This window comes from Streptomyces resistomycificus (assembly GCF_001514265.1).
In the GTDB taxonomy this organism is placed as follows: domain Bacteria; phylum Actinomycetota; class Actinomycetes; order Streptomycetales; family Streptomycetaceae; genus Streptomyces; species Streptomyces resistomycificus.
On record NZ_KQ948989.1, the window covers coordinates 753,610 to 767,271 of the forward strand.

Consider the following 13,662-nt stretch of genomic DNA (forward strand, 5'->3'; position numbering starts at 1 on the left):
GGGGGGATCCCGGAGCCCGTAACCGACGACGAACACCGGCGTGCGGGACGAACTCGACTGGGCCGCCGACCACCACGACGAGATCCGCCGACACCGGGAGCGCTCCGCTGAGGCCGGGGGCCGCTGACCGGCGAACCGGCCGCCGGCTCGAGAAGCCCGGGCCCGCCGCCGGCCCGGGGTGTCGCCGCCGACCCGGCACCCCTCCCTGCGTGCCGCGGCCGCCGACTCCGAAGTCGCGGGCCGACGTGACGATGCCTGCGCGACATCTTGACGTGTACTTGGCATAGTGGCTTCATGGGAGCGCTCCCATGACACTTCTGATGCCTGAGTTTCTCGGCGCTCACCCCCTGGAGTCGCAGTGAGGACAGCAAGAGGTACGACACGAAAGGATCCACTGGCCCGTCTGCTGACCGGTCTGGCCGCCCTCCTGGGGCTCGCCGTGCTGGGCGTTCTGTGCCCGAGCGTCGCGCTGGCCCAGGCCGAGGCCCGCGCGACGCCCGGTGTCCGCGCCGCCGGTCTGCACATCAGTGACGGCCGCCTCCTCGAAGGCAACGGCAACGACTTCGTGATGCGTGGCGTCAACCACGCCCACACCTGGTACCCGGGCGAGACGCAGTCACTGGCCGACGTCAAGGCGCTCGGCGCCAACAGCGTCCGCGTGGTCCTCTCGGACGGCCACCGCTGGACCGAGAACAGCCCCGCCGACGTGGCGAACGTGGTCACCCAGTGCAAGGCCAACCGGCTGATCTGCGTACTGGAGGTGCACGACACCACCGGTTACGGAGAGGAGGCCGCGGCCGGGACGCTCGACCACGCGGCCGACTACTGGATCGGCCTCAAGGACGTCCTCGCCGGCGAGGAGGACTACGTCATCATCAACATCGGCAACGAGCCCTGGGGCAACACCGACCCCGCCGGCTGGACCGACCCCACCATCGCCGCCGTGAAGAAGCTGCGCGGTGCCGGGTTCGAGCACACGATCATGGTCGACGCGCCCAACTGGGGCCAGGACTGGCAGAACGTCATGCGGACCAACGCCCGGTCCGTGTACGACGCCGACACCACAGGCAACCTGATCTTCTCGATCCACATGTACAGCGTCTACGACACCGCCCAGGAGATCACCGACTACCTGAACGCCTTCGTCGACGCCGGACTGCCCCTCCTCATCGGCGAGTTCGGAGGACCCGCCGACCAGTGGGGCGACCCGGACGAGGACACCATGATGGCCACCGCCCAGCGGCTCGACCTCGGCTATCTGGCCTGGTCCTGGAGCGGCAACACCGACCCGATCCTCGACCTGGCGATCGGCTTCGACCCGGACCGGCTCAGCTCCTGGGGTGAGCGCATCTTCCACGGCGCCAACGGCATCGCCCAGACGTCGAAGGAAGCCACCGTCTTCGGCGGCACGAACCCTGGCGACACCCAGGCCCCGAGCGCCCCCGGCACCCCGACCGCCTCCTCCGTGACGGCCACCTCCGCGGCCCTCACCTGGACCGCGGCCACCGACAACGTCGGCGTCACCGGCTACGACGTGGTCCGCGTCGACGGCGGCTCCGAGACCAAGGCCGCCGCCTCCACCACCAACTCCGTCACCGTCACCGGCCTCACCGCCGACACCGCGTACACCTTCGCCGTCTACGCCCGGGACGCGGCCGGCAACCGCTCCGCCCGCTCGGCCACCGTGAGCGTCACCACCGGCAGTGCCCCGGCCGGCAAGTGCTCCGTCGGCTACCGCGCGTCCGGGGAGTGGCCCGGCGGTTTCCAGGGCGAGATCGTCATCCGCAACACCGGCACCACCGCCATCAGCGGCTGGACCCTGGCGTTCACCTTCGCCGACGGCCAGACCGTGTCCAACATGTGGGGCGGAACGCCCACCCAGACCGGCGGCAAGGTGAGCGTCACCCCCGCCTCCTACACCTCCACCATCCCCGCCGCCGGCTCGGTCACCCTCGGCTTCATCGCCGCCAAGGGGTCCAAGAACACCGCTCCGACGGCGTTCACGCTCAACGGATCGGCCTGCACCACCACTTGACCAGGAAGACCGTGCCCGCCGACCAGGACGACCGTGCCCGCCGACCAGGACGACCGTGCCCGTTCGACCGGGGTGACCGCCCCGGTCGAACGGGCACGGTCGTGGCCGCGGGCCGCCCACCCGCCCGCATGACGGCGGCCCGGACCGCCGCCATGTGGATCGGACAGGAGTTGCCGGACCGGGCTGGAATGCGACTCCAACCACCCAACTACCCGACGATCACGCCGAGTCGGCCGCCGGCCGCCCTCGACGCGCCGGGACTCGACGACGAGGCGGAGTCTCTGTTCCCGGAGCAAGACGCCCGCCCGGTCCTCGCACTCCGGGCGCACGCCACGCACGCGAGCAGCACTCATGCAGCCGCTGCATCTCACATGCGCCGCCGACATTGGTGTAGATGACACCCACATTGTTGTACTGCTCGGGACAGAGAGCCTGTCGTCGCCCTCGGGGGCGGACGAGGACAGAGAGCAGTACACCACCGTATGTACTCCATGTACGAGGAATACCTGACCGGCAAGCTGGAAGACCTCCGCGAGCGCGGTCAGTACCGGGAGTTCGTCGACATCAACCGGCGGGCGGGAGCCTACCCGGAAGCCGTGCACCGCGGCGTCGACGGCCGCCCGAAGCCCGTGACCGTCTGGTGCAGCAACGACTACCTCGGTATGTCGCAGCACCCGGACGTCCTCACCGCGATGCACCGCGCGGTCGACGAGTACGGCGCCGGCTCCGGCGGATCCCGCAACATCGGCGGCACGCACGCCCATTACGCCGCGCTGGAGGCCTCGCTGGCCGACTGGCACGGCAAGGAGGCCGCGCTGGTCTTCCCCACCGGATACGGCTCGAACGACGCCACCCTGCAGTGCCTGCTGCGCGTCCTGCCGGACCCCGTCATCGTCTCCGACGAACTGAACCACGCCTCGATCATCAACGGCATCCGCAGCACCCGCGCGGACCGGGCGATCTTCCGTCACAACGACGTCGAGCACCTGGAGAGGATCCTCGCCGAACAGCCCGCGGACCGGCCGAAGATCGTCGCCTTCGAGTCCGTGTACTCCATGGACGGCGACATCGCCCCGATCCGGGAGATCGTCGAAGTCGCCCGCAGGCACAACGCGTTGACCTACCTCGACGAGGTGCACGCCATCGGCATGTACGGCCCGCGCGGCGCCGGCATCGCCGCCGGTCTGGGCGTCGCCGGCCAGGTCGACATCATCCAGGGCACCATGGCGAAGGCCATCGGCGTGATCGGCGGTTACATCACCGGCTCGGCCACGCTGGTCGACGCGGTCCGCAGCTTCGCCTCCGGCTTCATCTTCACCACCTCGCTGCCGCCCGCCGTGGTCGCCGCCTGCCACACCAGCGTGCAGCACCTGAAGTCCTCCGAGGCCGAGCGCGAGGCCCTGCACCGCAAGACAGCCCAGCTGCGCACCGCGCTGCGGTCCGCCGGCATCGAGGTCATGCCGTGCAGCGACACGCACGTCCTGCCGGTGCTGGTCGGCGACGCCGACCTGTGCAAGCGGTCGGCCGCACGGCTCCTGGAGGAGTACGGCGTCTACCTCCAGCCCATCAACTCCCCGACCGTCCCGGTGGGAACCGAGCGCTTCCGCATCAACGTCACCCCGAACCACACCGACGAGGACATCACCCACCTCGTCCGCTCCCTCACCGCGGTCTTCGCCGACTTCCACGAGGTCCCGCAGCCCCTGGCCTCCGAGGCGGCGTCCGTGGGGCGGGCCGCGTGAGCGCCGCCGAGACCTCCACCCCGGTGGTCCGGGCCGCCGTACCGGAGGACGTCGACGAACTGATCCGGCTGCGCGCGCTGCTGCTGGAGGACCCGGCGTCCGCCGCGCCGTACGCCGCCGGCACCCCGGAGCAGAGCGCCGCCTGGCGGGGCCGCTACCGCGCGTGGCTGGCCGACCGGCTCGGCACGGCGGCGGACGTGCGGGTCGCCGTCGTGCCCGGGCCCGGCCGGCTGCGGGCCTGCGCCACCGCCGTCGTCGACCAGCGGGCACCCTCGCCCGCCTGTCCGAGCGGCCGTGCCGGATGGCTCCAGTCAGTGGTGACCGACCCCCGCGACCGCGGCCGGGGACTGGGCGCCGCCGTCCTCGACGACCTGGCCCGATGGCTGCAGGGGCAGGGCGCGGACGAAATCGTCCTGCAGACCACGCCCACCGCCACCGAGTTCTACCGCCACCGCGGATTCCGGCCCACCGGCGAGGACCTGCTGTTCAAGCCGCTGCCCGCACCCGACGCCGCGCGCCCCGCCGGTGCACCCGCCCCCGCCCCGCTCGACGCGCGGCCCGCACGCCACGCCCGGGAGGAAAGCCCCGTATGAACCAGCCACCCCCCACCGAACCCGGCACGCTGCGCGTCCTCGTCGCGGGCATGGGATACGCCGGGTCCCGCTTCCTGACCGCCCTGCGCAGCCTCTCCGGCGACCTGGAGATCGGCGCCCGCCTGGAGGTCGCCTACCACGCACGCCACCAGGGCCGGCAGGACATCCCGTACTTCGCGTCCCTGCGCACGGCCCTGGACGAGTTCGCCCCGGACCTGGTCGTCGTCGCCGTCACCGACTCGGCCCACGCCGAGATCCTCACCGGCCTCGACGGCTACCAGGGCTTCGTCATCGCCGAGAAACCCCTCACCTCCGCCCGCGACGACCTCGACGCGGTCGCGGGCGCGCTGCGCGGGGCGTCCGGGTTCGCGCTGGACCTCGTCGAGCGCTACTCGGACGCCACGACCGCCCTCCAGCAGTACGTACGCCACCACGGTCTGACGCTGGTGCGCGCCCACGCCACCTGGGGCAAGGACCGAATCAACGACCACCGGCCCACGGTCGGCGTGACCAGCGAGGTCATCCACTCCCTGGACCTGCTGCGTCAACTCGGCCCGGTGGGCGCCCAGCTGCGTGTCCAGGACGCGGTCGGCGTCTGCTCGGACTTCTCGATCTCGGGGCCCGACGTCCTGGACAGTGTCGCCCTCACCGCCCGCCTCGGCGACGCGGTGGTCAGCGCCTACAGCAGCTTCACCAACATCGTCCGGCAACGCACGATCGACTGCGCCTTCCGCGCCCCCGACGGCGGACTCGTCTACGCGAGCACGGAGTACGACACCCCCGTGTGGGACGCCGACCACCTGCGTGTCTGGAAGCGGGAGAACGGCACCGAGGTCACCCTGTGTGAGGTCGACACCCGTGGCCGGGAGGCACCGGCCGACCTGCGCGGCGTCGTCAAACTCCGCCGCCTGACCGCGGACGTCCTGCGGTACGTGCACCGGCGGCAGGAACCCTTCGTGCCGTTCGCCGGGCTCGACGAGTCGCTGGAACTGCAGCGGCTGCTCAACAAGATCGAAGCGACGGCCCACGTCACCGGCCCCGCCCGCTACTTCCCGGACGGACGCGCGGTGATCGCCGAAGCAGACTGGGAGCGACTGGGATGACCACCTCACCCACCACCGGAACACCGAACAGCGCCACCCCGGGGACCGGAACCCCGGCCCCCCGCCCGCACAGCGGACGCTTCGTCCTCCTCCTCGCCCTGGGCGCCTTCGCCCTCGGCCTCGACGCCTACGTCATGGCCGGACTGCTGCCGGACGTCGCGGGCGACCTGAACGTCACCGAGTCGTCCGCCGGGCAGATGGTCACCGTCTTCACCCTCTGCTACGCCCTGGCGGCGCCCTTCTTCGCGACCGCCCTGGCCGGCCGCCCGGCCAAGGTCGTACTCGCCGTCGCGCTGGCCGTGTTCACCCTCGGCAACGCGCTCACCGCCCTCGCCCCCGCGCTGCCCGTCCTGCTGCTCGCCCGCGCGCTGGCGGGCATCGGCGCCGGTGTCTACTCGCCGATGGCCGCCGCCACCGCGGCCGGCCTCGCCGGGCCGGAGCGCCGCGGGCGCAGTCTGGCCCTGGTCATGGGCGGCATGAGCATCGGTACCGTCGTCGGCGTGCCCATCGGCGTGCTGCTCGCCGAACAGGTCGGCTGGCGCGGCACCCTGTGGCTGATCACCGGCCTCGGAGCGCTCGCCCTCGCCGGCATCGCCGCCCTCCTGCCGCGCACCGAGGCCGCCCCTCCGCCGCCGCTGCGCGAACGCGCCCGCATCCTCACCGACGGCCGCGTCGCCGGCATCGCCTTCGTGTCCCTGCTCGGGGGAGTGGCCAGCCTCGGCCTGTACACGTACCTCGCGCCGGTCCTGGAAGACGCCGCGCACCTGGACCAGAACGTCTGGGCGCTGTGGGCGTGGGGCGCGGGCGGCGTCCTGGGCAGCCTCCTCGTCGGCCCGCTGGTGGACCGTACGAAGCGGCCGTTCACCGTCGTCGGGGCGGTACTGCTGCTGGTCGTCCTGGCGCACCTGGCACTGCCGACCGCCGCACCCGCCGCCTGGGCGCTCGTCGTGCCGCTGGTCGTCTGGGGTGCCGCAGGCTGGGCCCTGCAGGTGCCGCAGCAGCACCAGTTGATCGCCGCTCAGCCCCGCCACTCCGCTGTGGCTGTGTCGTTGAACAGCTCCGCCGTCTACCTCGGCAGTGCCATCGGCTCCGCCCTCGGCGGCATGGTGCTGGCCGCAGGACTGCGGCCCGCGTCCCTGCCGTACTGCACGGCGGCCCTGGCGGCCCTGGGGCTGGTGCTGCATCTGACGGTCGTACGGCGCTTCAGCCGCCGCACCGTCGACGACGGAGACGAGACCGGTGTCACCACGCCCGCTGCCGCACCCCGTGCGAGTGCGGCCCGGAGGTGAACTAACCTGACCAATATGGACATCGGCATACACCACCTGCGGTGCTTTCTCACGCTCGCCGAGGAACAGCACTTCACTTGGGCCGCCGACCGGCTCGGTGTCTCCCAGCCCACCCTCAGCCGCCAGATCCGGCGCCTGGAGGAGGCGCTGGGCCGGTCGCTGCTGGACCGCAGCACCCGCCACCCGCAGCTCACCGCGGAGGGACTGCGCCTCCAGGCCGAGCTCAAGGTGCTGCTGCCCCGGCTGGAGGCGGCACTCCGGCCGCCGGCCACCGACCGGCCGCTGCGGCTCGGCTACAGCTGGGGGTTCCCGATGCGGCGCGGCCGCCGGGCCGTCGAGCTGATGGAGCAGGAGCACCAGGTGCTGGTGGAGCTGGTCCGCCGCGACGACCCGACCGCGGGACTCGCCGACGGCTCGGTGGACGCCGCCCTGCTGTGGGGCCGCGTCGACGACCCGCGGTACACCGCGGTGGAGGTGCTGCGGGAGGAGCGGGTGGCGGCGATCTCGCACCGCTCCACGCTCGCCGTACGGGACTCGGTGACCTGGGGCGATCTGGGCCGCCGCTGCCTCGTACTGAACACGGTGAGCGGCACCCTCACGCCGGACGACTGGCCGACCGGGGCCCGGCCGGAGATCGGCGCGGAGGCCGCCAACCTCGACGAGTACCTGCACGCCGTCGCCGCCCGCCGCGGCGTCGGCGCGCTGCCCGCCTCGGTCGCGGCCGGACACCCCGACCCCGACGTCCGCTACCTCCCGGTGGCCGGTGCCCCACCCGCGGTCCTCTCCTACGTCCGTCCCCGCACCAACCCGCATCCGCACGCCGAACAGCTGGCGACCGTGCTGACCGAGGATGCCGCGCAGGACAGGCCGCGGGGCCGGAGCGCCGCGACGACACCGAGGACGACGCCGGCCTGCTGACGCCCGGCACGTGCCAACTGCCGCCCGCCCCTGCCGTTCCGGGCGCGTCGACCGTCCTCCGGGCGGGCGGCCGCGGCGCTCTTGACGCCCTACTCCGCCCGACTTACTGTCCGCCGGACGCATACGGACAGGCAGGCGGCGATGGCAGACTCCGCAGACACGACGGACCGCACCGGTACAACCGGCGGCAGCCCCGCAGGCCGGCAGCTCCAGGTGGAGACGCACGGTCTCGACGTGATCGGCGACGCCGACCGCAAGGGCACACCACGCACGCTGTTCTGGCCCTGGTTCGGCGCCAACGTCTCCGTCCTCGGGCTGAGTTACGGCGCCTTCGTGCTGGGCTTCGGCATCTCCTTCTGGCAGGCACTGGTCGCCGGAGTCATCGGCATCGTCTTCTCGTTCCTGCTGTGCGGCTTCGTCGGCGTCGCCGGCAAGCGCGGCTCCGCGCCGACCATGGTCCTCAGCCGCGCCGCGTACGGCGTGCGCGGCAACCGGCTGCCGTCGGTGGTCTCCTGGATGCTCACCGTCGGCTGGGAGACGGTCCTGTGCTCCCTCGCCACCTTGGCCACCGCGACCGTCTTCGACCGGCTCGGCTGGGGTGGCGGCACCGGGACCAAGGTCGTCGCCCTGGTCCTGGTCGGCGCGCTGACCGTCGTAGGCGGCGTGATGGGCTTCGACGTGATCATGCGCCTGCAGACCGTCATCACCGTGGTCACCGGTGTGCTCACGCTCGTCTACGTCGTGCTCGTCGCCGACCACGTCCACTGGAGCACCGTCAGCGCCGTACCGGCGGGCTCCGCACAGGAGTTCATCGGCGCGCTGGTGTTCATGATGACCGGCTTCGGGCTCGGCTGGGTCAACGCCGCCGCCGACTACTCCCGCTATCTGCCCCGCAGTTCGTCGAGCCGGGGCGTGGTCGGCTGGACCACCTTCGGCGCGTCCGTGGCGCCGCTGCTCCTGCTGGTCTTCGGCCTGCTGCTGGCCGGCTCCTCGGCCGGCCTCGAGACGGCCGTCGCCGCCGACCCGATCGGCGCGCTGACGACGATCCTGCCCACCTGGTTCCTGGTCCCCTTCGCCGTGGTCGCGGTGCTCGGCCTGGTCGGCGGCGCGGTCCTCGACATCTACTCCTCCGGCCTCGCCCTGCTCTCCGCGGGCCTTCGGGTGCCCCGCTACCTGGCCGCCCTCGTGGACGGCGTCCTGATGATCGCGGGCTCGGTCTACATCGTCTTCGTCGCGGACGACTTCCTCGGCCAGTTCATGGGCTTCCTGACCACGCTCGGCGTGCCCATCGCCGCATGGTGCGGGGTCATGCTCGCCGACCTGCTGCTGCGCCGCCGCGACTACGACGAGGGGGACCTCTACCGGCCCGGGGGCCGCTACGGCGATCTCCCGGCCACCCCGCTGCTGCTCACCCTCGCCGCCACCGCCGCGGGCTGGGGCCTGGTCACCAACTCGGCCGCGAACTGGCTGGAGTGGCAGGGCTACCTGCTCGGCCCCCTGGGCCTGGGCGGCAGGTCCGGTTCCTGGGCGTACGCCAACCTCGGTGTCCTCATCGCCCTCGCGACCGGTTTCCTCGGCACCCTGGCGTTGGGACGCGGCCGCGTCCGTGCGCAGGAGGGAGCGCCGCCGAGTCCCGGCGCGGACGCGGGGACGATCGCGTGACCGCGGGCCTGCTCGCCGTCATCGACATGCAGCAGGTCTTCGCCGACCCCGGCAGTCCGTGGGCGGCCCCCCGCTTCGAGCAGGCGGCGCAGGGCGTACGACGGCTGCTGCCGGCGTTCGGGGACCGCGTCACCTTCACCCGCTTCCTGGCCCCCGACGAGCCCACCGGCGCGTGGCGGGCCTACTACGAACGGTGGCCCTTCGCGCTGCGACCGCCCGACGCCCCGCTGTGGCGGCTGGCCGACGAGTTCGCCGCCCGGGCCGAGCAGGTGCTGGACGCCCCCACCTTCGGCAAGTGGACCCCCGAGCTCGCCGCCCGCACCCTCCCCGAAGGGCGCCTGGTCCTGGCCGGGGTCAGCACCGACTGCTGCGTCCTGTCCACCGCGCTGGCCGCGGCCGACGCCGGAGTGGAGGTCCTCGTGGCGGCCGACGCGTGCGCGGGCGCCGACGACACCTCGCACGCCCAGGCCCTCTCGTTGATGGACCTCTACCGTCCGCTCATCCGGGTGGTCACCGTCGAGGAACTGACCCGCGGCTGAATCACGGTCGGTCCCGGCACGGTCACCCCCGCGGATCCGTGCGCGGGCCCGCGCACGGACTCGGTCACGCGGGATGTGCGCAAGCACGTCAGCTCCGGCGTGCGCTCGTCCTCGCCGCTCCCTCGAGACCCTCACATCCACCGCGGTCCCACAGGATTGCTCCGGCCCCGGTCGGGTACGCGAGCAGGACCGCTCCCGGGGCGATCTTGTCCCGGGCGTGCCGCACTACCGCCGCTACCAGGGGAAACATCAATCATGGACACACCCGCGTACGACAACACCGTCACACCTGCCCGGCGGGCGCTGGACGCGCTGGCCGAGAACACCGAGGACACCACGGCGCTGGCCACGCTCGCGAGCAGCGAGGTGCTGGTGCCGGTACCCGACGACGCCGGTCAGGAGGAGGCCGGTGACGCGAGCATCGTGGCGCTGCCGGTTCTCGAACAGACGGACGGCGCTCCGGTGGTGCCCGTGTTCACCTCCGAGCCGGAGATGGCCGAGCTCCTGCCGTACGTCTCCCGCTACCGTCTCGTCCCGCTGGGCGCTCTCGCCGCCCAGTGGCCCGCCGACGACCTGTCGCTCACCATCGACGCGAGCTCGGCGCACCCGCTGACGCTCACCTCGGAGGGTGTGCGCACGCTCTTGGCCAGGCCTTAGGCGTTCGGCCTCAGACCGAACGGGACGGAACCGGCCGCCGCCGAGCGGCCCGATGAGCGCCCGGACCCGGTCGGGTGTGGGCGGTATCCCGCGCCCGCACCCGGGTTCTCGCGCGCCGGGGCCCGAGTGGCGCCGACCGTCCCTCGGCGGCCTCCTATGGCACGGTGCGAGGCGCGCTCAGGCGCCGGACGCCCGGCCCAGTGTGCGCGTCAGCACCTCGCGCTGCAGTGGCAGCACCTCGCTGTGCAGGTCGCGTCCCTTGCGGGTCAGGGCGACCCACACACCACGCCGGTCCTCCACGCAGACCGAGCGCTCCACCAGACCGTCCTTCTCCAGACGTCCGATGAGGCGCGACAACGCGCTCTGGCTGAGGTGGACCCGCCCGGCGAGGTTCTGCACCCGGCACTGGTCGCCTTCCCGGGGAGCCTCCGAGGCGAGGACGTCGAGCACCTCGAAGTCGCTGGCGCCCAGCCCGTGCGGATGCAGCGCGCGGTCGATCTCGCACATCGTGCGCGCGTGCACGGACAGGATGTCCCGCCACTGTTCTTCGAGCCGGGTGTCGGCCGCGTTCACTGCCATACACCTGATGTTAATGCGTGTGCATCGACATGCGGACGGGCGAAGCGTCTCAGGCGTCCTGGAGGAGGCCGACGAGGTTGCCGTCCGGGTCCTTCACGAAGGCGATCAGCCTGCCGCCGCCGACGTCCTGGACGTCCTGGACCGTCTGAGCCCCGGCGGCCAGCAGCGCCGACAGCGTCGTCCTGATGTCGGTCACCTGCCAGTAGGGCACGGGCCCGGTCATGCCCTTCGCGTGTCCGTTGGGGTCGAGGCCGACCTCCTGCCCGGCCGCCCGGAATCCGACGTAATACGGTTCGTCGGTGTACGGCTCCACCCCCAGCAGGGCGCTGAACAGCGACTTCGCCGGGGCGAGGTCCTTGACGGGGTAGATGATCGTCCTGAGTCCGGCGGTCATGGCGTTCTCCTCGGCGGGGTGTCGTCGACGGATTTCGTCGGTGGTTCCACGCTAGGGCGGGGGAGCGCGGTGCCGCTTCTTCGATCCTGACCGGTTCCGCGGCGCGGACTCGGTCCAGCGCCGACAGGCGGCGGCATCGCCGGCGGGTATCAGGCGTCCGCGGTCACCTTGGCGTTCTCCTCGGCCTCATAGCGCAGCAGGTCGCCCGGCTGGCAGTCGAGTGCCTCGCAGAGCGCGGCGAGCGTCGTGAAGCGCACCGCCTTGGCCCTGCCGTTCTTGAGCACCGCCAGGTTGGCGGGTGTGATCCCGACGCGTTCCGCGAGCTCGCCCACCGGCATCTTCCGCCTGGCCAGCATCATGTCGATGTCGACGACGATCGGCATCAGATCACCTCGGCCAGCTCGGCCTGCATCCGCGTCGCCTGGATGTCCCGCGCGACGGCCTGGGCGAGCAGCATGCGCAGCACGAGCACGATGAGCGCCACGCCCAGGACGGCCAGGCCGACCCCGCCCAGCAGGAGCACGACGCCCGGGGCCACGGCCTCGCCCGGCGCCAGGACCACTCCGAGTGCGAACACCAGCGCCGCGGCCGCCAGGAAGGCGCCGATCACGACGTCGACGTACCGGAAGGCGCCGTGGGAGAACACCGTTCCGCGCCGCACCATCGTGACCAGCCGCCACACGCAGACCAGCACGACCTGGACCGCCACCACCCCCAGGACGACGATCACCAGCGTCGGTGTGCGCACGTGTGCGGCGTCCGCGTCCAGATCGTCGAGATCCGCGGCCAGCAGCGGCACCATCACCGCCTGCACGAACACGGTGCCGGCCAGCAACGCCCCGAGCACTCCGCGCAGCGCGAGTACGGTCAGCTTTCCCATCGCCTCTCCCTCCATCGAACAACGATGGAAATCTATCGAAATTCGATAGGTGGGGCAAGGCGTGAGCCCACCCCCGCCAGGTGGGACGGGGTCAGGGGGATCGTTCCGGTCGAGCCTCGCGCCGAACCCGGGGGTCAGGCCCCCGGGCGCCGCCTCACGTCGACTGTCGCTTCACCAGTTCCGTGGGCAGGATGACCGCCGCCGGATCCTCGCCCCCGATCTGGGCCAGCAGCACGCGGACCATCTCGGCGCTGATGCGGTCCCAGGGCTGCCGGATCGTCGTCAGTTCGGGGCGGGTGGCCAGGGCGGCGGGTGAGTCGTCGAAGCCGCCCACCGCCACGTCCTGGGGGACTCGGCGTCCGGCCCGTTCGAGGGCCGTCAGGACGCCCTGGGCCATCAGGTCGGACGCGACGAAGACGGCGTCGATGTCCGGAGCCTGTGCGAGCAGTCGCTCGGCGCCCGTCTCGCCGCTGAGGCGGCTGTAGTCGCCCGGGACGACGAGCCGCTCGTCGATCCCGACACCCGCGTCGGTGAGCACCTCCTTGTAGCCCGCGAGGCGCTCCACACCGCCCGGGGTGTCCAGCGGGCCGGTGACCACGCCGATGCGGCGGCGGCCCAGGGACAGCAGGTGGCGCACCATGTCCCGGGCGCCGTCCCGGTCGTCGGCCGCCACGTAGCTCACCCGGGAGCCGAGTCCTATGGGCTTGCCGCAGGCGACCAGCGGCACGCCCGCCTCGCGCAGCTCCTCGGCGATCGGGTCCCCGGAGCGGCTGGAGACGAGCAGCACACCGTCGACGTGCCCGGCGGTGATGTACCGCGTGATGCGCCGCCGTTCGTCCTCGGTCCCGGCGAGCATCAGCAGCAGCGGGACGTCGTGCGCGGCCAGCGCCTGCGTGCAGCCGCGCAACAGGACGTTGAAGTTGGGATCCTCGAAGAACCGCTCCTGTGGTTCGGTCAGCAGGAAGCCGACGGAGTCGGAACGCCCGGTGATCAGCGAACGGGCGTGCCGGTTGACGACGTAACCCGTCTTGCGGATGGCGGCGTTGACCGCCTCCTGCGCGGCGGGGCTGACGTAGTGCCCGCCGTTGAGCACGCGTGAGACGGTGCCGCGCGAGACCCCTGCCTCCCGCGCCACGTCGTGGATCGTCGGCGGCCTGCGCCGGCCCCCCGCATTGTTCATGGTCACGACTCTAAGGCCCCCGAGGGCGGATGGCCGCTGCCATAGCCGTGAGACGTCCCCCGGAGCCTCTGATCGCCTGTGATCGTGCACA

14 protein-coding genes are annotated in these 13,662 nt (G+C 72.3%); 9 read left to right on the forward strand and 5 right to left on the reverse strand.

Annotated features, from left to right (window positions below; genetic code table 11):
* Positions 1–358 precede the first annotated feature (358 nt).
* The 9 genes from AQJ84_RS08375 to AQJ84_RS08415 all read left to right on the forward strand — a co-directional run bounded on the left by AQJ84_RS08375 (position 359) and on the right by AQJ84_RS08415 (position 10,538).
* Positions 359–2,035, forward strand: coding sequence for a cellulase family glycosylhydrolase (locus AQJ84_RS08375; protein ID WP_053190103.1), 1,677 nt, complete (start codon positions 359–361; stop codon positions 2,033–2,035).
* A 491-nt stretch (positions 2,036–2,526) separates the two neighbouring features.
* Entirely contained in the window at positions 2,527–3,777 is a 1,251-nt protein-coding gene (gene hemA, locus AQJ84_RS08380) for a 5-aminolevulinate synthase (protein ID WP_030044707.1), read from the forward strand.
* On the forward strand, positions 3,774–4,370 hold the full coding sequence (locus AQJ84_RS08385) for a GNAT family N-acetyltransferase (RefSeq protein WP_053190104.1): 597 nt from the start codon (positions 3,774–3,776) through the stop codon (positions 4,368–4,370). Before hemA ends, AQJ84_RS08385 begins: the two co-directional genes overlap by 4 nt.
* The gene (locus AQJ84_RS08390) at positions 4,367–5,473 is read left to right on the forward strand and encodes a Gfo/Idh/MocA family oxidoreductase (RefSeq protein ID WP_198536249.1); all 1,107 of its coding nucleotides are present in this window, start codon (positions 4,367–4,369) and stop codon (positions 5,471–5,473) included. Before AQJ84_RS08385 ends, AQJ84_RS08390 begins: the two co-directional genes overlap by 4 nt.
* Complete coding sequence (locus AQJ84_RS08395) at positions 5,470–6,762, forward strand: MFS transporter (protein WP_079022577.1); 1,293 nt, start codon at positions 5,470–5,472, stop codon at positions 6,760–6,762. The genes AQJ84_RS08390 and AQJ84_RS08395 overlap by 4 nt, the downstream gene beginning before the upstream one ends.
* 15 nt (positions 6,763–6,777) lie before the next feature.
* A complete protein-coding gene (locus AQJ84_RS08400; protein ID WP_053190105.1) occupies positions 6,778–7,680 on the forward strand; it encodes a LysR family transcriptional regulator in 903 nt (300 codons plus the stop codon).
* 141 nt (positions 7,681–7,821) lie between these two features.
* Entirely contained in the window at positions 7,822–9,342 is a 1,521-nt protein-coding gene (locus tag AQJ84_RS08405) for a purine-cytosine permease family protein (protein WP_051870254.1), read from the forward strand.
* Complete coding sequence (locus AQJ84_RS08410; protein ID WP_051870253.1) at positions 9,339–9,881, forward strand: cysteine hydrolase family protein; 543 nt, start codon at positions 9,339–9,341, stop codon at positions 9,879–9,881. The genes AQJ84_RS08405 and AQJ84_RS08410 overlap by 4 nt, the downstream gene beginning before the upstream one ends.
* Before the next feature lie 255 nt (positions 9,882–10,136).
* Positions 10,137–10,538, forward strand: coding sequence for an SseB family protein (locus AQJ84_RS08415; RefSeq protein WP_030044704.1), 402 nt, complete (start codon positions 10,137–10,139; stop codon positions 10,536–10,538).
* 177 nt (positions 10,539–10,715) lie between these two features.
* On the opposite strand, the gene AQJ84_RS08420 is transcribed toward AQJ84_RS08415, so the two are convergent.
* The 5 genes from AQJ84_RS08420 to AQJ84_RS08440 form a co-directional block, all read right to left on the reverse strand.
* On the reverse strand, positions 10,716–11,117 hold the full coding sequence (locus AQJ84_RS08420) for a MarR family winged helix-turn-helix transcriptional regulator (protein WP_030044703.1): 402 nt from the start codon (positions 11,115–11,117) through the stop codon (positions 10,716–10,718).
* A gap of 49 nt (positions 11,118–11,166) precedes the next feature.
* The gene (locus tag AQJ84_RS08425) at positions 11,167–11,511 is read right to left on the reverse strand and encodes a VOC family protein (RefSeq protein ID WP_030044702.1); all 345 of its coding nucleotides are present in this window, start codon (positions 11,509–11,511) and stop codon (positions 11,167–11,169) included.
* Positions 11,512–11,660: 149 nt separating this feature from the next.
* Positions 11,661–11,894 (reverse strand): helix-turn-helix domain-containing protein, encoded by a 234-nt coding sequence (locus AQJ84_RS08430; RefSeq protein WP_030044701.1) that lies wholly within the window; start codon positions 11,892–11,894, stop codon positions 11,661–11,663.
* Positions 11,894–12,391, reverse strand: coding sequence for a DUF2975 domain-containing protein (locus AQJ84_RS08435; RefSeq protein ID WP_030044700.1), 498 nt, complete (start codon positions 12,389–12,391; stop codon positions 11,894–11,896). The genes AQJ84_RS08430 and AQJ84_RS08435 overlap by 1 nt, the downstream gene beginning before the upstream one ends.
* 154 nt (positions 12,392–12,545) lie before the next feature.
* Positions 12,546–13,577, reverse strand: coding sequence for a LacI family DNA-binding transcriptional regulator (locus tag AQJ84_RS08440; RefSeq protein ID WP_030044699.1), 1,032 nt, complete (start codon positions 13,575–13,577; stop codon positions 12,546–12,548).
* Between the last annotated feature and the right edge of the window lie 85 nt (positions 13,578–13,662).